Here is a 20570-nt window from a genome sequence, read left to right as displayed (position 1 = left end):
TGACGGGGCTCGGGGACGTCCCGGACGGCGTCACGGGGACGTTTTTCAAACTGCTTTCGGGACCTTTCCGGGCCTTTCCGGGCCTTTCAGTGCTTGTCAGGGCCCTTCCAGGCCCTGCCGGGGACGCGGCGGGTCCGGCTCAGCGCCGGTAGACCGACACGTGCCCCCGGCTGTCGCCGGTGAACGGAGTGGCCCGCCAGTCGGACCAGCGGTGTTCGAGCCGCATGCCCGCCAGGCGTGCCATGAGGTCGAGCTCGGCGGGCCAGGCGTAGCGGTGGTTGGCGGGCAGCAGCCGGATCCCGCCGGAGGTCAGGACGATCTTGGTGGTGTGCATCATCTGGTCGGCGGGCGACAGCCGGGCCGCCTCGGCCACCACCCCGTCCTCACGCAGCGCCACCAGCCGCAGCGCCGTGCCGTGGTGGAACGCCCCCACGTCGGGCACCCACGCCTCGACCACGAACCGGCCGCCGGGCACGAGGTGGGCGGCGGCGTTGCGGAAGCAGTCGACCTGGGCGTCCTGCGAGGGCAGCGCGTAGATCGTGTTGTAGGCGAGGACGACGAGGCCGAACTCGCCGTCGACCCGGGTGGTGGAGAAGTCGCCCAGCGTCACCGGGACGCGGTCGCCACCGGGCTTGGCCCGCAGTACCGCCGTCATCTCGGCCGAGCCGTCGATCCCCGCGACGGTGAGCCCCCGGGCGGCCAGCGGCAGGGCCAGCCGGCCGGTGCCGACGCCGAACTCCAGGACGGCCCGGCCCTCCGCCAGTTCCTGCAGCCGGTCCACCGCCGGCTCGGTGGGCAGGTGCGTCGCGACCTCGTCGTAGACGTCGGCGGCGGCGCGGCCGTAGGCGGAAGGGTCGAACTCCTGCACCATGCGTCCCCCACCCCCCCCGAATGCACAAAAAGGGCTTTCCCCCCATAAGCCCACAAAAACCCCCGCGCCCGGTCCGGATGACGGACCGGGCGCGGAGGCTTCCGGATGTACGGGGACCCGGACGCGGAGACTCGGGACGCGCGGGGAACCAGATGCGGAGACGCCTGACGTTCCGGACGCGGAGGCTCCGCGTCCGAAACCCGGCCCCCTGGGCCTACGCGCGGGGACTCAGGCGCGGGGACTCAGGCGCGGGGACTGAGGCGCGGGGACTCAGACGCGGGGACTCAGACGCGGCAGGCGGCCTCGACGCGATCGGCGGCCTCGGCGAGGGGGATCTCCTCCTTCGCGCCGGTGGCGCGGTCGCGCAGCTCGACGACGCCCTGGGCCAGGCCGCGACCGACGATCAGGATCGTCGGCATGCCGAGCAGCTCGGCGTCCTTGAACTTCACGCCCGGGGAGACCCCCGCGCGGTCGTCCAGCAGGACCCGCAGGCCGCGCGCCTCCAGCTCGGCGGCGATCCGGCCGGCGACCTCGATCTGGTCGTCCTTGCCGGTGCCGACGACGTGGACGTCGGCCGGAGCGATCTCGCGGGGCCAGCGCAGCCCCAGCTCGTCGTGGCGCTGCTCGGTCAGCACGGCCAGGGCGCGGGAGACGCCGATGCCGTACGAGCCCATGGTGACGCGGATCGGCTTGCCGTCGGGGCCGAGGGCGTCGAGCTTGGCGGCGTCGGCGTACTTGCGGCCGAGCTGGAAGATGTGGCCGATCTCGATGCCGCGGTCGATGGACAGGCCGGAACCGCAGACCGGGCAGGCGTCGCCCGCCCGGACCTCGGCGGCCTCGATCGTGCCGTCGGCGACGAAGTCGCGCCCGGCGACGACGTTCACGGCGTGCCGGCCCGGCTCGTTGGCGCCGGTCACCCACGCGCTGCCGTCGACCACGCGGGGGTCGACGAGGTAGCGGATGCCGAGGTCCTTGAGCACCTGGGGGCCGATGTAGCCGCGGACCAGGCCGGGGTGCTTCGCGAAGTCCTCGGCCTCGAAGATGGCGGGCTCACCGGGGGCGAGCGCCGCCTCCAGGCGCTTGAAGTCGACCTCGCGGTCGCCGGGCACCCCGATCACCAGGGTCTCGGTCTTGTCGGAGCCGGGCGTCGTGACCTTGACCACGACGTTCTTGAGCGTCCGGTCCGCGGTGACGTCGAGACCGTGGTGGGTGTTGAGGTGCGTGACCAGCGTCTCGATGGTCGGCGTGCCGGGGGTGTCGAGGACCTCCATGGCGGGCCGCTCGCCGGTGACCGCGGCCGGAGCCGGGGTGGTGACCGCCTCGGCGTTGGCCGCGTAACCGCAGCTGTGGCAGGCCACGAAGGTGTCCTCGCCGGTCGCGGCGGGGGCGAGGAACTCCTCGGAGGCCGAGCCGCCCATCGCGCCGGAGGTGGCGAAGCAGATGTGGTAGTCGATGCCGAGCCGGTCGAAGATGCGGATGTAGGTCTCGCGGTGCCGCTCGTAGGAGCGCTTGAGGCCGTCGTCGTCGAGGTCGAAGGAGTAGGAGTCCTTCATGACGAACTCGCGGCCGCGCAGGATCCCGGCCCGGGGGCGGGCCTCGTCGCGGTACTTCGTCTGGATCTGGTACAGCGTCACCGGGTAGTCCTTGTAGGAGGAGTACTCCCCCTTGACCATGTCGGTGAACATCTCCTCGTGGGTGGGCCCGAGGAGGTAGTCGGCGCCCTTGCGGTCCTTGAGACGGAAGAGCAGGTCGCCGTACTCGGTCCAGCGGCCGGTGTTCTCGTAGTACTCGCGCGGCAGCAGCGCGGGGAAGAGGACCTCCTGGCCGCCCATGCGGTCCATCTCCTCGCGCACGACGCGCGCGACGTTCTCCAGGACCATCTTGCCGAGCGGCAGCCAGGAGTAGATGCCGGGCGCGACGCGGCGGACGTATCCGGCGCGGACGAGCAGCTTGTGGCTCGGGACCTCCGCGTCTGCCGGGTCGTCCCTCAGAGTTCGAAGAAACAGCGACGACATGCGCAGCAGCACGGCTACTCCTACCTAGCGGGGATCGAATGGCTACAGGCTATCGAGTCACGCAACCGGGTTGCCGGTCATCCGGCGTTCTCCGGCGCCTCTCTGGGGCCGCGGCGCGGAGGCACGCGGCGCGGAGGCACGCGGCGCGGGCTCAGGCCCGAGTCGCACAACGCGGCTCAGAGGAACGCGGCGCAGACGGCCACCATGGCGACCGCCACCGCGGCCGAGCGGGCGCGGCCCCACCCGCGGCGCGTCGTGACGAGCAGGCCCAGCGCCAGCACCCCGACGACCACCGCCTTCCACGGCCAGAAGCCCGCGATGTACTCCGGCCCGCCGGGTAGCGCCTTGTCCAGGCCGTCGAGCGCGACGAGCCCGGCCAGCACGCCGCCCGCCAGGTCGCCCCACCGGGTTCCGTTCCGGGAGAGGTGGGCCAGGACGCCCATCACGACCAGGGCGGCCACCGTGATGTTCAGGCCTTCCGCGCCGCCCGCGCCCAGGAACATGGCGCCGGGGTCGAAGACCGTGGCGGCCAGCAACGACAGCAGCGGGCCGAAGGTGGCCAGCGCGCAGCTCAGCACCGCCCAGCCGAGACCGGCTGCGGTGTACCCCGCCACGACGACGAGCAGCACGTAGGCGTAGGGCTCGTAGAACGCGTCCAGCGGGCTGTGCGCGTGCGACAGCACCGCGCCCAGGGTGCCGAGCAGCATCCCCACGAGGAGCGACAGCACCATGTGCAGCACGATGCCGCGCTGCCGGCGGTCGATCTCCGCGCAGTCCACCTCCGCGCAGTCGTACTCGAAGGCCGATTCAAGATGTGCCACAGATCCCCCGATCATCACCAGCTCGCGGCCTTGGAAAGCATATGTGACCTGCAAGAATGCACAAAATTCCGCCAAGTGCCGTTAAACCGGGAAAGATTCCTGCGGCGCCCCTCCCGGCGGACCCCGCCGGAACGCCTTCCGCCTCCCCGGCGGGCCGCTCTGGCGGCGACGGCTCCGGTGGTACAGAGTCGGGGGTGAGAGCCGTCGATACGGTCGTCGCCGGCGAGGGGCCGCCGCCCCGGGCATCCCGGTCCGCCAGGGAGGTGGTCCCCGCGCCCGCGACGTCCGACGCCGAGGAGGCCGCGTGTCACTGCGAGTGGCGATTGTCGGGTCGGGCCCCGCCGGGATCTACACCGCCGAGGCGCTGACGAAACAGGCCGGAGCCGGGGTCGAGGTGGACGTCCTGGAACGGCTGCCCACGCCGTACGGCCTGGTCCGGTACGGCGTGGCCCCCGACCACACCTCCATCAAGTCGATCGCCGGGTACCTGCGCCGGGTGCTGGAGCTGCCCAACGTCCGGTTCCTGGGCGGCGTCGAGTTCGGCCGGGACGTGGGCGCCGCCGACCTGCTCGGCTGCTACGACGCCGTGGTCTACTGCACCGGCGCGATGGTGGACCGCCGGATGGGGATCCCCGGCGAGGACCTTCCGGGCAGCGTGGCGGCCACCGACTTCGTGAACTGGTACTGCGGCCACCCCGACATGCCTGCGGACCGGTTCGTCCTCGACTGCCCCGAGGTCGCGGTGGTCGGCGTGGGCAACGTGGCGGTGGACGTGGTGCGGATCCTGGCCAAGACCGCCGAGGAGCTGCGTGCCACGGACGTGCCGGAGGAGGTGCTGGCCCGCCTGGCGGGCAGCCGGGTCAGGACCGTCCACATGATCGGCCGCCGCGGCCCCGAGCACGCCAAGTTCACCCTCAAGGAGCTGCGGGAGCTGGGCGGGCTGGCCAACGCCGACGTGTGCGTGCGGCCGGAGGAGGCGGTGGCCGACGTCACGGGCCTGCCGCGGCAGGTGCGGGGCAACGTCGAGGTGCTGCGGGACTGGGCCGCCCGCGGGCCGGCGGGCCGTCCCCGGCGGCTGGAGGTGCGATTCTGGATGCGCCCGGTGGAGATCGTCGGGGAGGACCGGGTGACGGGCCTGCGGCTGGAGCGCACCCGCCTGGAAGGGGGCCGGGTCGTGGGCACCGGCGAGTTCGAGACCCTCCCGGTGGGCATGGTGCTGCGCTCGGTCGGCTACCGCAGCGTCCCGCTGCCGGGCGTGCCGTTCTCCGAGGAGACCATGACCGTGCCGAACGAGGCCGGGCGGGTCCGCGACCGCGAGTACGTCGCGGGGTGGCTCAAGCGCGGGCCCACCGGGGTGATCGGCACCAACAAGTCCGACGCCGCCGAGACGGTCCGCACCCTCCTCGCCGACCTCGCCGGCCTCGCCCGCGACCCGGTACGGCGCGGCGACGTCGACGCCCTGCTGGCCTCCCGGGGCGTCTCCCCGATCACCTACCGGGAGTGGCTGGCCATCGAGGCGGCCGAGGCGGAGCTGGCACGGAGCCTGGGACGCGGCGAGCGCGTCAAGCTCCTGGGCCTGGCCGCCATGCTCACCGCGTCGGGCCGCTGAGCCGTACGGCGGACGTGTCCACCCGGAGCCGCCTCGGGCCGCTGAGCCGTACGGCGGACGTGTCCACCCGGAGGGCGTCCGGCGCGTCCACTTCCGAGCACGTTTCTGAGCACTTCTCTGAGCACGTCCGAACGACCCCCCGAACGCCCGTCAAGCACCACGAGGAGCAACCCCCATGCGCGTCACGCTCGGCGACCCGCTGGCCCTGATACCCGGCTTCGAGCGGGCCCACCGCGAGCAGACGGCGACCTACCCCCCTTCGGAGGTGGAGTGGCAGCCGGTGCACACCGTCTACGTGCCCGCCGACCGCTTCGACGCGGGCACGGTCGCGGCCTGGGGCGAGGCCGCGCTGGACCTGATGCGCCGGCACCTGTCCAGGAAGGACACGGCCCGTTTCTTCGAGATGCACGAGCAGACGGCCAGGGCCGTGCACGAGAGGGTGACGGCGAAGCTCGCCGCCGAACCGGTCGAGGACCTGCGGATCGACTTCGAGGACGGCTACGGCGGGAGCCCCGCCGAGGAGGACGGCCACGCCGTCCGGGCCGCCGAGGCGGTCGCCGCCATGCACGCCGGTGGAACGCTCCCCCGCCGGTGGGGACTGCGGGTGAAGTCGTTCGCCGACGGCGACCCGGTCAGGAGCGTCCGGACGCTGGACGCCTTCCTCACCGGGGTGGTCGAGCGGGCGGGCCTGCTGCCCCCGGGGTTCGTGGTGACCTTCCCCAAGGTGCTGATGCGGGACTACCTGGAGCAGTTCGCCGCCTGCCTCTCCGCCCTGGAGAAGGGGCTGGGGCTGGGTGAGGGCGAGCTGCGGTTCGAGATGCAGGTCGAGGCCGTCCAGACGCTGCGGTTCCTCGACGCCGGGCTCGTCGCCGCACTCGGCGGCCGGCTGGCCGCCGCGCACTTCGGTGTCTTCGACTACACGGCGAGCTGCTCGCTGCCCCCGCACGAGCAGCGGCTGGACCACCCCGCGTGCGACCACGCCCGCCAGGTCATGCGGGCGGCGTTCGCCGGGACCGGGGTGGAGCTGTCGGACGGCTCGCTGGCCGCCGCACCCGCCTCCGACGACCGGTACGCCGTGCGCAACCTGTGGTGGCGGCACGTGAGCCTGATCCGGCACTCCCTGGCGGACGGCTTCTACCAGGGCTGGGACATGCACCCGGCGCACCTGGTCAGCCGCTACGTCGCGGTCTACCACTTCCACCTGTCCCGCTACGACGAGTACCTCGGGCGGGTGCGGGCCTGGGAGGAGCGGCGCGCGGCCGAGGGCGGGACGCTGGAGGAGCCCGCCACGATCAGGACCGTGGCCGCCGCCCTGCGCCGCGCCGACCTGGCCCTCGGGAACGCCTGACCCCGTGCCCGGCCCCGCCCGTCCGTGAGGGCCTGAGGGGGCCTGAGAGAGACCGTACGGCGGGCCGGCCGGCCCGCCGTACGACGGGCGTCAGTCGATCAGCGCCCGCCACCGGCGGACGCGGTCCGGGTCCACCGGGTCGGACCACGACGCCCGTACGGCGCTGCCGACATGGAAGGCCCGCACCCCGTACTCCAGGAGCGCCGGGACGTGGGACGGCCGCAGCCCGCCGCCCGCCATGATCAGCGGCCCGTCCCCGGCGGAGCACCGGGCCCGGATGATCTCCAGGCCGTCTCCCACGCCGCCGGGGGCGCCCGAGGTGAGCACGGTGGCGAGGTTGGGCAGCAGCCGCACGGCCCGCCAGCCCGCCCTGACGTCGGCCGCGTGGTCGACGGCCCGGTGGAAGGTCCACGGCAGCGGCGCGACGGCGTGGATGAGCGCCTCGGTGGCGGCCAGGTCGACCGCCCCGGCGGCGTCGAGGAAACCGAACACGAACCCGGCCGCGCCCGCGTCGGTGAGGGCCCGGGCGTCGCGCCGCAGGCCCTCCAGCGACTCGGGCGTGGCCAGGAACGACGCCTCACCGCGCAGCATGACCATCTGCGGCAGCGCGCACTCCTTGGAGATCGCGGCGACCGTCTCCGCCGCCGGGGTGAGCCCGTCGGCGGCCATGTCCGCCACGATCTCCAGGCGGTCGGCGCCGCCCTCCTCCGCGGCGACGGCGTCGCGGACGTCGAGGGCGATCACCTCAAGCAAGGATCCGGTCATGGAGTGAGGCTATCGGATGACTTTGTCCTGGGATCGCCTTGGTTCAGCGGCGCCGTTCCGGAGACGGTCCGTGATCTCTCATCGACGGCTCCTGACGATCAACGGCGAGCCGCCGTCCTCCGCGCCCGCCACGGCGGGCTCCCCCGAGACGGTCAGCGGCCCGGCCGGCGGGCCCGTCAGCGGGCCGCGGAGGTCGGCGAACGGCAGCGCGCCGGCGAGGGCGTCGCCGCGCAGGCCGCCCGCCCTCTGGAACAGCGCCCCGGAGGCGCGGTGCGGCAGGTCCACCGTGCGCAGGTGGGTGAAGCGCTGGCCGCGGTAGTACCGCTGGAGTCCGGGGTTGTCCTTGGAGCAGTCGAGGCGCAGCCACCTGCGGCCCGTCGCCAGCACCCTCAGGCCCGCCCAGTCGAGCAGGGCCTGCCCCAGGCCGAGCCCGGCGTAGGCGCGGGAGACGGACAGCTTGTGGACGTAGAGCGCCGCCTCGGGGGCGTCCCCGGCGGTCCAGAACTCGGGGTCGGCGTGGCCGTCCAGGGCGAGGGTGGCCGCGGGGCCGGCCTCGCCCTCCTCACCGCCCTCGCCGCCTTCGCCGTCGAGCACGTACATGGTTCCCTCCTCGATCAGCGGGCTGATGCGCTCGGCCGGGAAGCCCCCGGCGGGCCACTGCCGCACGCCGCGGCGGTTGAGCCAGCCGGCGGTCTCGGCCAGGAGCGCGAGCACGCCCGCGAGGTCGCTTCCGTCCGCCCGGCGCAGGGTGAGACGGGCGGTGGTGGTGGGGTGGGTGGGGCGAGCGGTACCGGAGTGCATGGTGCATCCCTTCGTTGCGATGGGTGAATGAGTGGACACGGAAAGTGCCGGTCCGATGGCGTACGGCGACCGTGTCCGGCCAGGCGGAACGCCTAGGGGTCGAAGACGCGTAAGGGGAACGCGGAGGGGGGCCGGGAACGGGCCCCGGCGGAGACGCGCCGGCGGCGCCCGGGAGGACGGTGGCCCTCGGGGACGGACCGGCCGCGCCCGCAACCGGGACGGCGGCGGCCGGGGAGCCCGAACCGGTGGTGGTCCGGGAAGGCGAACCGGTGGTGGTCCGCGTGAACGGGACGGCGACGGGCCGGGCAGCGGAGCCGGTGGTGGTCCATGGGGCCGTACGCGAGAGGAGCGAGAGGAGAGGGAACGCCGGGACCGCGGGCGCGGCCCGGTCCTCGCCCGTGGGGCGGGCGGGACTGGAGCCGCCCCGTCAGGGCGGTCACGGAGGCGTCAACGGCTTTCCAGCTCGTACCTGATCAGATGCTTGTCGGCTGGCAGCACGGACACCGCGACCCGCACCGGGGTGTCGGAGGGGTCGTAGCCGACCCGGACGTAGACGATGACCGGCGTGCCCTGCTGGAGCTGGAGCCGGTCCGCCTCCGAGCTGGTGGGCATGCGCGCCCAGATGTCGTCCACGACCCGGACCTGGGGGTGGCCGAGCTCCTCCAGCACCCGGTTGCCTCCCCGGGTGATGTCGCCGGGGCGGGCGATCTCGGAGTCGGAGACCAGCTCCAGCGGGAAGTAGGAGTCGTTGGTGTTGTACGGCTGGCCGTCCACGAACCGCAGCCGGCGGCGGACCACGGCGTGCTCGTCGTCGGCCAGTTCCAGCCTGCTGGCGATCTCCTCGGCCGGCCGCACGATCGCGACCTCGATGTTCTGGCCGGGCGAGCGGCCCTCCTGGGAGACGGCCCAGGCGAACGCCTCGCGGGTCTCCCCCGGCTGGGGCCGCAGCTCGCGCTGGGGATGTATGAGCAGCGGACGGCGCTCCCTGACCACGGTCCCCCGGCGCGGGGTGCGGGTGACCAGGCCCTCGTTGACCAGCTCGCCCAGGGCGAGCCGCACGGTGTTCCGGCTCACCTGATGGGCCAGCATGAGCTCCGCCTCGGTCGGCAGCTGATCCCCCGGTCCGAGCGCACCGGAGTAGATGGTCCTCCTGAGCTCGGAGGCCACCTGCTGATACAGCGTTGACCGTGGCATTAAGTCCCCTTTGTGCCAACAAACTAGACGATCTGGTTCTAGCGGGAAACCGGCCCTTGACCCAACCTCCCGCAACCCGCATCATCCAATCGTTGGTACAAATCCATCGAAAGGTCGGCGAGGGGGTGAAGGTCCGGGTGTTGCCGGTCCCCGCGGACGCGCCATATGTGCCCTGGCGCGAACCCCGCGAGGCAACGCGTTTACTGCGCTACGCGCTGCACCGCCAGGGGTTCACCCACACCTACCAGAGCAACGGGAACGGGATGTCGGTCCTTTCGGTCCAGGCAGACCTGACCGTCTGGTGCAGAAGCGGGCTCTTCGTCTGGGACGAGGAAGGCCGCGAGACCTGCCACCCCGCCGACGATCCCGCGGGGGCGGCCCGCGTCATCTCCCTGCACTACCGGAGACCCGCGTCCGCCGCCCCCGTCCGGGAGAGGACGGGCTTTCGCGCCCCCGCCTCTCCCGTCGCCTACTCCGTGCGCGAGTGAACGGCCCGAGGACCCCAACCCTCGCCGGGGTCCTCGGGACGGCGCGCCGGAACGGGGCGCGTCCTGGCGGGTCCCCCACGCCCGCCAGGACGCGCATCCCACACCCCTCGCCGCGCCCCCCTCCGTCCCGCGTCCCCCTACCCCGGTGTCCCCGGTCACGGTGTCCCCGGTCACGGGTGTCCCGGCGTCGGCGTCCCCCGCTCCGGGCGTCCCCGCGGACACACCCGGTGAAGGCGTCCCCGGCACGGGTCCCCGCGCCGCGGACGGTCCCGGCCCGGTCATGCCGCCGTCCGCCCCGCCGTCCATGGCGGAGATCCGGAGGGCCAGGCGAGCCCGGGGGGCCCGGCGCGCGTCCGGGGCCGCGGATGCGAACATGGGCTCCTACGCGACCCGGGCACCGGAGCCGGGCCGCCGCCCACGCGCCGCCCCCGAGGGACGCGGGGCCGGCCTCGACGGAGTCAGCATGCACAGCGGCCTTCCCCAGGACCCGCCAGGCGACCGGGACACGTCCCGCGACGCACCCGGCGGGACGCCCGGCCGGTGGGGCGCACCCGGCGGCCCGGAGACGCACGGCGGCCCGCGAACGGCCGGAGGGGCGGGAAGCCGTCCGCGGGACGTCGACGAACGGCGGTTCCGCTCGGTGCTGGGTCACTTCGCCACCGGCGTGGTCGCCGTCACCGCGCTCGCCCCCGGCGGCCGCCCGCACGGCCTGGCCGTCGGCTCCTTCACCTCCGTCTCCCTCGAACCCCCGCTGGTGGCCTTCTGCGTGGGCAGGACCAGCACGAGCTGGCCGCACCTGCGGGCCGCCGACGTCCTGACGGTCAACGTGCTCGCCGAGCACCAGGGGCCGGTCTGCGACGCCCTGGCGGCCAGCGGCGGGGACAAGTTCGCCGGCCTGGACTGGACCCCCTCCCCCGCGGGCAACCCGGTGCTCGACGGGGCGCTGGCCTGGATCGACTGCTCGGTCGAGGTCGAGTATCCCGCCGGAGACCACATGATCGTGGTCTGCCGGGTGCGTGACCTGGACGTCCACGCGAGCGGCGGGCCGCTGGTGTTCTTCCGGGGCCGCTACGGCGAGCTCCGCCCCTGACGCCCCTGACGCCCCTCCACCCCGGACACCTCGGCCCCGGACACCTCGGCCCCGGACACCTCTCCGCCGGCGCCCCTCCGTTCCGGACACCCTCACCCCGGACGCCCTTCCGCCGACGCCCTCCACTCCGGACGGCCCTCCGCCGGCGCCCCTCCACCCCGGCCTCCGCGCCCCGATGTCCACCACCGCTCCCGGCATCCGCGGAGGACGGGGACAATTGCCGGGTGCGATTCGGGATTCTGGGGACCACGCGGGCGTGGCGGGACGACGAGACCGAGGTGAACCTCGGTGGGCCCGCCAGGCGGGCGCTGCTGACCCTGCTGCTGGCCCGGCCCGGAGAGGCGGTGGCGGCCGACCGCCTCATCGACGACCTGTACGGCGAGCGGCCGCCGGACGGCGCCGGGCACGCCCTGCAGTCGCAGATCTCCCGGCTGCGCGGGGTCCTGGGTCCCGGCGCGGTGATCGAGGCGGCCCCGCCGGGCTACCGGCTCGCGGCCGGCCCCGGCGACGTGGACGCGCACCGTTTCGAGCGGCTGGCCGAAGAGGGACGGCGGGCGCTCGCGGCCGGGGACCCGGCGCGGGCCGCCGCGCTGCTGCGCGAGGCCACGGACCTGTGGCGGGGCCCGGCGCTGGCCGACGCCGCCTCGGCCGGGTCCGTCCAGGCGCTGGTCACGCGGCTGGAGGAGCGCAGGCTGGGCGCGCTGGAGGATCGGATCGAGGCGGACCTGCGCCTGGGCGGGCACCGCTCCGCCGTACCGGAGCTGCGGGAACTGGCGGACCGGCATCCCCTGCGGGAACGGCTGCGCGGCCTGCTCATGCGCGCCCTCGCGGCCGACGGCAGGCAGGCCGAGGCGCTCGTGGCCTTCGAGGAGACCCGGCGGCTGCTGGCCGACGAACTCGGCGCCGACCCCTCCGCCGGGCTGTCCGCGATCCACCGGTCCATCCTCCGGGGCGAGACGCCCGCCGCCCCCGGGCCGTCCACACCCACCGCGCCCTCGCCCGGCCCGCCCGCGTCCACGGCACCGGAGCCGTCCGCCCCCGCCGTGCCGGGGCCGCCCGCGCCCGCCGCATCCGGTCCTGTGCCCGGCCCGCCCGCCGCGCCCGGCCCCGTGTCCGTCCTGCCCGCGCCGTCCGCGCCGCCCGCGCAGCTGACGAGCTTCGTCGGCCGCGCCGGAGACCTCGCCGAGGTGACCCGGCTGCTGGACTCCGCGCGTCTGGTCACCCTGCTCGGTCCCGGCGGCGCGGGCAAGACCCGCCTCGCGGTCGAGGCGGTGGGCGGCCGGTCCGGCGTCTGCTTCGTCGAGCTGGCGCCGTTGCGTGACGGCGCGGAGCTGCCACGGGCCCTGCTCGGCGCGCTCGGACTGCGCGAGGGCGGGCTGCTCGCCGTACCGGCCGGGGCGACCCCCCTGTCCCGGCTGGCCGCGGCGCTGGCCGATCGGCCGCCGCTGCTGGTCCTCGACAACTGCGAGCACGTCGTCGCGGCCGTCGCCGAGCTGGCCGGGCGTCTGCTGGCCGCCTGCCCCGGGTTGCGCGTCCTGGCCACCAGCCGCGAACCGCTCGGCATCACCGGCGAGCACCTGTGGCCGGTCCGCCCGCTGGCGCCGGAGGAGGCCGCGCGCCTGTTCGTCGACCGGACCGCGGCCGTACGGCCCGGCTTCGCCCGGAACGAGACCGGGAGCGAGGCCGGGACCGGAGCCGGGACCGGAGCCGGAGCCAGGACTGCGACCGGGCCCCGGACCGGGATCGGAAGCGCGGCCGGGACCGGAGCCGGGACTGCGACCGGGACCGGGACCGGGATCGGGGCGGAGGCGGAGGCCGTGCGGCACGTCTGCGCGGCGCTCGACGGCCTGCCCCTGGCGATCGAGCTGGCCGCGGCGAGGACCCGCACCCATGACGTGACGGAGATCGCCGTCCGCCTGGACGACCGGTTCCGCCTGCTGACACGCGGCAGCCGCACGGCCGACGCCAGGCACCGGACGCTGCGCGCGGTCGTGGAGTGGAGCTGGGACCTTCTGAGCGAGGAGGAGCGGGTCGCGGCCAGGCGGCTGACGGTCTTCTCCGGCGGCGCGACCGCCCGCGCCGCCGGGCGCGTCTGCGGGATCGAGGACGCCGAGGACGTGCTCGACTCGCTGGCCGACAAGTCCCTTCTGGAGTCCGGCGGCGGGCGCTACCGCATGCTGGAGACGATCCGCGCCTACTGCGCCGAGCGGCTGGAGGAGGCCGGAGAGGCCGAGGCCGTACGGCGGGCGCACGCCGGCCACTTCCTGGACCTGGTCAGGGACACCGCGCCCGGCCTGCTGCGCACCGGGCAGCTCCGCCGGATGGAGGTCCTCATCGCCGAGCACGAGAACCTCCACGCGGCGCTGCGCTGGGCCGTCGAGGCCGGAGAGATCGGGACCGGCCTGGGCCTCCTAGGGGCCATGTCCGGATATTTATGGATGCGCGGCATGCGTTCCTCGATGACGGCGCAGGCCGTCGCGCTGCTGGAGGCGGTCGGACCCGACCCCGACCCGGCGTTCGGGGACGACTACGTCATGTGCGCGCTCACCGCCGCCGCCGGCGAGGTCGGCAGGGATGCGTGGGAGCGTCACCGGAGAGCCGCGGAGGCGATCGTCCTGCGTCCGGACCGGCCGCGGCGCAACCCGCTCGTCGCGTTCCTGTGGCCGATGCTCAACAGCGGCGGATCCGGCGAGGACGTGGAGGCCGCCCTCACCGTGATCGTCCGTGGGCGGACCGCCCCCGATCCCTGGGAGCGGGCGGCCTCCCGCCTGGTCTGGGGCTACCCGCAGATGGTGACCGGTGACTTCGCCCAGGCCGAGCGGGAGTTCACCGCCGCCGCCGACGCCTTCCGGGCGCTCGGCGACCGCTGGGGCAGGGCGCTGGCCCTGGACGCGCTGGCGGGACTGGCCGGGTGGTGCGACGACCCGGTGCGGGCGATCGCGCTGACCGACGAGGCGCTGGCCCTCACCGAGGAACTGGGAGCGGACGAGGACGCCTCGGACCTCCTGTGCAACCGGGGCGACCACCGGGTCCGCCTGGCCCGCTCCGCCGGATCCGAGTCCGTCCCTGTCCCCGGGTCCGGGTCCGGATCCGAGTCCGGGTCCGGCGGTCACCGCTCCGTGGAGGGGCGGGCGGCCCAGGGCCCGCCGGACGGCGGACTCGACGGCGCGCGCGCCGACTACGCGCGGGCCGCCGAACTGGCCCGCCGCGCGGGCAGCCCCACCTGCCTGGCCGCCGCGCTGCGCGGTCTCGGCGACATCGCCCGGCTGGAGGGGGACCCGGCCGGAGCGCGGAGACTGTACGAGGAGGCGCTGGAGCGCTTCGACCCGCACTGGGTCAGGAGCCTGAGCAACCGCGTGGGCACGCTCGTCGGGCTCGGCCGGGTCGAGGAGGGCCTCGGCCGGATCGCCGAGGCGCGGGCGCGGTACCGGCAGGCCGTCGAGCTGGCGGTGAGCGCGGGGCCGATTCCCGACGGCGCGCGGGCGGTGGAGTGCCTCGCCGGGGCCGCGCTGGCCGAGGGCGACGCCGCCGCGGCGGCCCGGCTGCTCGGCGCGGCCGCCGCGCTGCGCGGCGTCACGGCCGGCGGGGACCCGGACGCGGCCGGAACGGCGGCCGCCGCGCGGGACGCGCTGGGCGAGCGGGCGTACGAGGCGGCCCACCGCGAGGGGCTGCGGCTGGCTCCGGACGAGGCGCTGCGCCTGGTCGGGGTCTCCGAGCACGTCATCCGCTCCTCGCCGGTCCTCGGCTCCGCCTCCGAGGGCTGAGACCGAGGGCCGGGACTGAGACCGAGGGCCGGGAGCGCGGGACGCGCCGGAACGGCGGGCGGACGACGGTCATCGACGGGTGACGGGTGAGGACCGGCGGCGGGCGCTGGTGAGTCTGCCGGGAGCCTCCGACGAGCCGGCCGGGGAGCTTGCCGGTGAACCTTCGGCGAACCGGCCGGTGAGTCTGCCGGGAGCCCCCGGTGAGCGGCCGGTGAGGCGCGGCGGGAGGCGGTGAGGCGGAGGTGAGGGCGCGGTGAGCGCCCCCGGACAGGCTTGCCGTCATGAACACCACTTCGCGACTCAAGAACAAGAACGTCCTGATCTCCGGCGCGAGCGTCGCCGGCCCCGCGCTCGCCTACTGGCTGCGCCGCCACGGCTTCACCCCCACCGTGGTGGAGCGGGCGCCCGCGCTGCGCGACGGCGGCTACGCGGTCGACTTCCGCGGCCGGGCCCACCTGACCGTCCTTGAGCGGATGGGCATCCTGGACGACGTCCAGCGCGCCCGGACGGACATGGGCGCGATGTGGCACGTCAACGAGTCCGGGAAGAAGCTGGTCTCCATGCCCGCCGACCTCTTCAGCGGCGACATCGAGATCCTCCGCGGCGACCTGGCCCGCATCCTGTACGAGGCCACCGCCGGCGACGTCGAGTACGTCTTCGGCGACTCCATCGCCTCCATGACCGAGGACGACCACGGCGTCGAAGTCACCTTCGAGCGGGGCGCGCCCCGCAGGTTCGACCTGGTCGTGGGCGCCGACGGCCTGCACTCGACGGTCCGCTCGCTGGCCTTCGGCCCGAAGGCGCGGTACGTGAAGGACCTGGGGCTGCACTGCGCGGTCTTCACCACCGGGAACTTCCTCGGACTCGACCACACCGGGCACATGTACAACTCCCCCGGCAGGCTCGTCGGCCTCTACAGCGCCCGGAACAACACCGAGGCCAAGGCCATGTTCTACTTCGGCTCGCCGGAAGCGCCCTATGACCGCCACGACACCGGGCAGCAGAAGAAGATCCTCGCCGAGACGTTCGCCGGGGTCGGCTGGGAGACCCCGCGGCTGCTGGAGGCGATGTGGGACGCTCCCGACTTCTACTTCGACTCCATCAGCCAGGTCCGGATGGACCGCTGGTCGCGGGGCCGGGCCGTGCTGCTCGGCGACGCCGCCGCCTGCCCCTCGCCGCTGTCGGGCATGGGCACCGGCCTGGCCATGGTCGGCGCGTACGTCCTGGCCGGGGAGCTGGCGGCGGCCGGCGGCGACCACCGTACGGCGTTCGCCCGCTACGAGGAGGAGATGCGCGGCTACGCCGACGGCTGTCAGAAGGGGGCCGAGGGGACCGCGAAGGTGATGGTCCCGGAGAACCGCTTCGTCGCCTGGTTCATGAGCCAGAACTACCGGCTGCTGCCGTACGTGCCGTGGAAGGGGATGATCGCCAGGGGCGCCCGCAGGACGGCCGAGGCGATCACCCTGAAGAACTACTTTCTGTGACCAAGCATCACCCTGGGTACCAAATCATCATGGAGCGAACGGCGCGGCCCGGTGGTCCCGGTCGCCGCGCGGCCGGAGGCCGGAGCGCGGGATGCCGGTGATCGCGGTCGTCCTGGCCCTGTGCGCCGCCGCGTGCAACGCCGCCGCGTCGGTGCTGCAGCGGCAGGCGGCGCGCGCCCTCCCGGAGAGCGGGGTGTCCGGCCTGGCGCTGGCCTGGAGACTGGTGCGGACCCCGGTGTGGCTGGGCGGCATCGGCGCGCTCATCGGAGGCTTCCTCTTCCAGGCCTCCGCACTGGACAACGGCGGTCTCACACTCGTGCAGCCCCTCCTCATCACCGAACTGCCCTTCACGATCGCCCTCGCGGCGAAGGTCTTCGACATGAGGCCGGACCTGGGGACGTGGCTGGCCATCGGCTCCCTGACCGGGGGGCTCGCCCTCCTGCTGGCGGCCGCGGCCCCGTCGCCCGGCCTGAGGTATCCCGGCCCGGCCGACTGGCTGGTCACCGTGGTGGCGACGGTCCTCGCGACGGGGGCCCTCCTCGCGGCGGCGAGGGTCTCCCGCGGGCGGCTCCGCGCGGCCCTGCTCGGCACGGCCTCCGCGCTGGGGTTCGCCTTCACCGCCACGCTGATGAAGCAGAGCACCCACGTCTTCTCCAGGGAGGGAGCGGGGGTGCTGACCGCCTGGCCGCCGTACGCCATGGTCGTGGCCGGCCTGGTCAGCGTGGTGCTCCTGCAGCAGGCGCTGCGCAGCGGAACCCTGGTGGTCGTGCAGCCGGCGCTCAGCGTCGTCGACCCGGTGATCAGCATCGTGTACGGCGTCGCGCTGTTCGACGAGGCGATCCGGCTGGGCCCGTGGGTCGTGGCGGAGCTGGCCGGTCTGGGACTGATCCTCTACGGCACCGTACGGCTGGCCCGTTCGCGGTTCATCCAGGGCTGAGCCGTACGCCGGCGACCGGCCCTCCGGCATCGGTGAACGACGGCCGGTGAGCGACGGCCGCGGCCGGTCACCGGACACCGGTGCTCCGGGACCGAGCCGGACGCGCGCTTCCCAGGGCGGCGCGCCGGTCAGCGTCCCGGGCCGAGGGGATCCACGAGGCCGAAGAACGACTCGGCGGACGGCGCGGCGAACAGCGCCGCCGCCCGGACCACCCGGCGGCCGCGTTCCCCGTCGGACGCCAGCCGGTCCAGCGCGGCCGGCAGCTCCCCGGGGCCGGGGACGTGCACGCTCAGCCCGGCCCTCGCCATGGCCAGGACGCCGTCCCTGCCGTGGCCGGGGATCGGCCGGCAGGAGACGACCGGCACCCCCGCCGCCATCGCCTCCCGGCACGTCAGGCCCGCCGCGTTGTCCACCAGCGCGTAGGCGGCGGCCATCAGCCCCGGCATGTCGTCGCACCAGCCGAGGGCGATCCCGGTGCGTGCCAGGCGGCGGCGCAGCTCCCGGTTGCGCCCGCACAGCACGACGGGCACGTACCGTCCCGAACCCGCCAGGACGCGGGCCGTCTCCTCGACCTCCCCCACGCCCCACGAGCCCGCCGAGACGAGGACCAGCCGCTCCCCCGCCGGCACGCCCGGCGGGAGCCGCACCGTACCGGGACCGGGGCCGGAACCGGTGTCCGGAGCGGAGCCGGCGTCAGGGCCCGAGCCGGAACCCGGGCCGGCGCCGGGGCGGTGGAACTCCGGACGCACCACGGGGGCGTGGCAGGCGGCCGGGCGCCCGGTCGCGGCCCGTACGGCGCGCGCGGTCGCCGGATCCAGGCACAGGTAGCGGTCGTTGCCCGGATGCAGCCAGAGACGGTGCACCGCGAAGTCGGTCAACAGGACCGTGCTGGGCGCCCGCAGGAGGCCGCGCCGCCGCAGGTGACCGGCCGCCTGCGCGGCCAGGTGGAAGGTCGAGACGACCTCGGACGGCGGCCTGCGGCGTACCAGCCGGCGCAGCCCGGCCGCGGCCAGGAGCGTCAGCGGCGACACCGGGACCGTCCCGTTCCGTACGGACACCCCGCCCGCCACGGGTGTCCCGTTCCGTGCGGGCCTCCGGCCGGGCGCGAAGAAGACCCGGTAGATCAGCGCGTACATCCAGGGGGCCGAGCGCATCATCCAGCCGTACCAGCGGCGCATCCCCTCCCCCAGCCGCAGCGGCAGCAGTTCCAGCACGTCGGCCACCTCGGCGGCGACGCCCCCGGCTTCCAGCCTCCTGGCCAGTTCGGCGGCGACCGCGTCGTGCCCGGCGCCCATGCCGGCGCTGAGGATCAGCACCGTGCGCCGCGTTGGCATCGCGCCTCCTCTCGCGCAGACTCGGAGGGGTGAGACGTTCCGCGCCGGTCCCGGCCGGCTCCGGTGAACCGGGTCGCGGGAGGACGTGCTTGGGGAGGACGGGTCTCGGGAAGGCGGGCTCGGGGATGACGGGCTTGGGGAAGGCGGGCCGTGCCACGCCGGCCTCGCGTGTGTCCGAAGCGCCGGGCCGGGCCGCGCTGGCGGTCGCGGGCCTGGCACTGCTCCACGTGGGACCGGCGGCGACCTGGCTGCCCGCCGTACGGCGTCTGCTGCCGGGGCTGGCCGGGGTGGGGACGCCCGGCCACGTCGCCCTGACCTTCGACGACGGGCCCGACCCGCACTCCACCCCGCGTTTCCTCGACGAGCTGGCGCGGCTCGGCTGCCGGGCCACCTTCTTCGTGCTCGGCGAGATGCTCGAACGCCATCCCGGGCTGGGCCGGCGCGTCGCCGCCGACGGCCACGAGATCGCGGTGCACGGCTGGCACCACGGCAACGCCCTCGTCACCCCGCCGGGCCGGACCGCGGCCGGGATCGGCAGGACGGCCCGGCTGGTGGCGGACGTCACCGGCGTCCGCCCCTCCTGGTACCGGCCGCCCTACGGCGCGCTCAGCGCCGAGGCCCTGGTCGCCGCGCGGGCATCGGGCCTTCGCCCCGTGCTGTGGACCGCCTGGGGCCGCGACTGGACCCGGTCGGCGACGCCGTCCTCCGTGCTGGCGGCCCTGGCCCCCGGCCTGCGCGGCGGGGCCACGCTCCTGCTGCACGACTCCGACCGCACCTCCGCCCCCGGCTCCTGGCGCTCGGGGCTCGGCGCCCTGCCGGAGCTGGTGGGACGCTGCCGTTCCGCGGGGCTGCGGGTCGGGCCGCTGAGGGACCACGGCGTCAGCGGTTCCGGCGGCGCCGGCCGCCGCCGTCCGGTCCTCCATGATCCCTCCGAGACCACCGTGCCGGGAGACGCGGTTCACGCCGGCGACACGGACGGCGCGGACGCGGAAAACACCCCGGACTTCCTGGAACGACTTTCATGACAATCCACCAACTATCACTCGGAAGGAAAAGCCCTGCGCTTTCCAATGACTAGGTAAGGGCAAAACATCAAACGCTCTCCCACCTCATTTCCGGTAAACATCAATAGCCCGAAAGCCCATGTTTGCCCTGCACGACGGGGGACATCCTCTGTTCATGCATTCGGGGGAGGGCGATGCGGCGGGCATCACGCCCAAAACGCACGGGGAGAATTTCCCGGTGGCCGCACTGGTACTGCCGCGCGATATCCGCCGCCACCTCCTCTCGGTGTACGGCTTCGCGCGGTTCGTCGACGACGCCGGTGACGAGGGCCGCGTCCGCGACCCGCTGCGACTGCTCGACGAGGTCGACGCCGACCTCGACCTCCTGTACGCCGGACGGCTCCCCCGCCTGCCGGTCGTCCGCGCCCTGGCGCCGCTCGTCGAGGCCCGCGCCGTCCCGGCCGAACCGTTCCACCGGCTGGTCGAGGCCAACCGGCGCGACCAGACCGTCGGCCGGTACGGCACGTTCAAGGACCTGCTGGCCTACTGCGAACTGTCGGCGAACCCCGTCGGCCACATCGTGCTGCACGTCTTCGGCCTGGCGACCGCAGGCCGGATGGCCCTGTCCGACCGCGTCTGCACGGCGCTGCAGATCGTCGAGCACTGCCAGGACGTGGGCGAGGACCACGCGCGGGGCCGCGTCTACCTTCCGGAGGAGGACCTGCGCCGCTTCGGCTGCGCCGAGCACGACCTCGCCGGGGAGACCACCCCGCCGAGGCTGCGCGGCGTCGTCGCCCTCCAGACGACGCGGGCCGAACGGCTGCTCGACGAGGGGGAGCCGCTCGTCGCCTCGGTGGGAGGCGCCGCCCGTGTCGCCGTGGCGGGCTACGTCGCGGGCGGCAGGGCCACCGTCGCGGCGCTGAGACGGGCCGGTCACGACGTCGTCGGGCGGACGGTGCGCCCGCGCCGCGTCCGGATCCTCTCGGCGTGGACGGGCATCCTGGCACGAGGCATGCGAGGGGGGAACGGCCGTGGACGTCCCTGA

Annotated in this window: 16 protein-coding genes; 9 read left to right on the top strand and 7 right to left on the bottom strand. The window is 74.7% G+C overall.

The genetic code is table 11. From position 1 onward, the window contains the following. Positions 1-139: 139 nt before the first annotated feature. The 3 genes from AB0D67_RS00195 to AB0D67_RS00185 form a co-directional block, all read right to left on the bottom strand. Positions 140-871 (bottom strand): class I SAM-dependent methyltransferase, encoded by a 732-nt coding sequence (locus tag AB0D67_RS00195; protein WP_362928131.1) that lies wholly within the window; start codon positions 869-871, stop codon positions 140-142. A 284-nt stretch (positions 872-1155) separates the two neighbouring features. Then, a complete protein-coding gene (locus AB0D67_RS00190) occupies positions 1156-2898 on the bottom strand; it encodes a proline--tRNA ligase (RefSeq protein ID WP_362928129.1) in 1743 nt (580 codons plus the stop codon). 164 nt (positions 2899-3062) lie between these two features. Continuing rightward, positions 3063-3707, bottom strand: coding sequence for a hypothetical protein (locus AB0D67_RS00185; protein WP_362928127.1), 645 nt, complete (start codon positions 3705-3707; stop codon positions 3063-3065). 304 nt (positions 3708-4011) lie between these two features. Between AB0D67_RS00185 and AB0D67_RS00180 the strand changes: the two genes are divergently transcribed. Beyond that, on the top strand, positions 4012-5316 hold the full coding sequence (locus tag AB0D67_RS00180; RefSeq protein ID WP_362928125.1) for an FAD-dependent oxidoreductase: 1305 nt from the start codon (positions 4012-4014) through the stop codon (positions 5314-5316). Positions 5317-5491: 175 nt separating this feature from the next. Then, positions 5492-6664, top strand: a complete 1173-nt coding sequence (locus tag AB0D67_RS00175) for an aldolase (RefSeq protein ID WP_362928123.1) — start codon at positions 5492-5494, stop codon at positions 6662-6664. A 90-nt stretch (positions 6665-6754) separates the two neighbouring features. Here AB0D67_RS00175 and AB0D67_RS00170 read toward each other — a convergent pair whose 3' ends face one another. From AB0D67_RS00170 to AB0D67_RS00160, 3 genes are all read right to left on the bottom strand, one after another. Then, positions 6755-7429, bottom strand: a complete 675-nt coding sequence (locus AB0D67_RS00170; protein WP_362928121.1) for a copper homeostasis protein CutC — start codon at positions 7427-7429, stop codon at positions 6755-6757. A 78-nt stretch (positions 7430-7507) separates the two neighbouring features. Beyond that, the gene (locus AB0D67_RS00165) at positions 7508-8230 is read right to left on the bottom strand and encodes a GNAT family N-acetyltransferase (protein WP_362928119.1); all 723 of its coding nucleotides are present in this window, start codon (positions 8228-8230) and stop codon (positions 7508-7510) included. Positions 8231-8677: 447 nt separating this feature from the next. Then, entirely contained in the window at positions 8678-9424 is a 747-nt protein-coding gene (locus tag AB0D67_RS00160; RefSeq protein ID WP_362928117.1) for a GntR family transcriptional regulator, read from the bottom strand. 92 nt (positions 9425-9516) lie between these two features. Between AB0D67_RS00160 and AB0D67_RS00155 the strand changes: the two genes are divergently transcribed. The 5 genes from AB0D67_RS00155 (at position 9517) to AB0D67_RS00135 (ending at position 17187) form a co-directional block, all read left to right on the top strand. Next, positions 9517-9912: a hypothetical protein gene (locus tag AB0D67_RS00155; protein WP_362928115.1), complete on the top strand. Its 396-nt coding sequence runs from the start codon at positions 9517-9519 to the stop codon at positions 9910-9912. Between the two features lie 463 nt (positions 9913-10375). After that, positions 10376-11002 carry a flavin reductase family protein gene (locus AB0D67_RS00150; RefSeq protein WP_362928113.1) on the top strand — a complete coding sequence of 209 codons (627 nt, stop codon included), beginning with the start codon at positions 10376-10378 and terminating at the stop codon, positions 11000-11002. Positions 11003-11226: 224 nt separating this feature from the next. Next, a complete protein-coding gene (locus AB0D67_RS00145; protein WP_362928111.1) occupies positions 11227-14766 on the top strand; it encodes a BTAD domain-containing putative transcriptional regulator in 3540 nt (1179 codons plus the stop codon). A 281-nt stretch (positions 14767-15047) separates the two neighbouring features. Beyond that, positions 15048-16250, top strand: a complete 1203-nt coding sequence (locus tag AB0D67_RS00140; protein WP_362928109.1) for an FAD-dependent monooxygenase — start codon at positions 15048-15050, stop codon at positions 16248-16250. Positions 16251-16341: 91 nt separating this feature from the next. Continuing rightward, positions 16342-17187: a DMT family transporter gene (locus AB0D67_RS00135; protein ID WP_362928107.1), complete on the top strand. Its 846-nt coding sequence runs from the start codon at positions 16342-16344 to the stop codon at positions 17185-17187. A 128-nt stretch (positions 17188-17315) separates the two neighbouring features. Here the strand turns inward: AB0D67_RS00135 and AB0D67_RS00130 are convergent, their stop codons facing one another. After that, positions 17316-18521 (bottom strand): hypothetical protein, encoded by a 1206-nt coding sequence (locus AB0D67_RS00130; protein WP_362928105.1) that lies wholly within the window; start codon positions 18519-18521, stop codon positions 17316-17318. A gap of 170 nt (positions 18522-18691) precedes the next feature. Between AB0D67_RS00130 and AB0D67_RS00125 the strand changes: the two genes are divergently transcribed. Together AB0D67_RS00125 and hpnC are read left to right on the top strand one after the other, a co-directional pair. Next, complete coding sequence (locus AB0D67_RS00125; RefSeq protein ID WP_362928103.1) at positions 18692-19546, top strand: polysaccharide deacetylase family protein; 855 nt, start codon at positions 18692-18694, stop codon at positions 19544-19546. Between the two features lie 118 nt (positions 19547-19664). Then, the gene (hpnC, locus tag AB0D67_RS00120; RefSeq protein WP_362928101.1) at positions 19665-20570 is read left to right on the top strand and encodes a squalene synthase HpnC; all 906 of its coding nucleotides are present in this window, start codon (positions 19665-19667) and stop codon (positions 20568-20570) included.

The organism is Streptosporangium sp. NPDC048047 (assembly GCF_040653115.1).
In the GTDB taxonomy this organism is placed as follows: Bacteria; Actinomycetota; Actinomycetes; order Streptosporangiales; family Streptosporangiaceae; genus Streptosporangium.
Note: the sequence above shows the minus strand (reverse complement) of the source record. Positions and strands in the feature narration are given on the sequence as shown.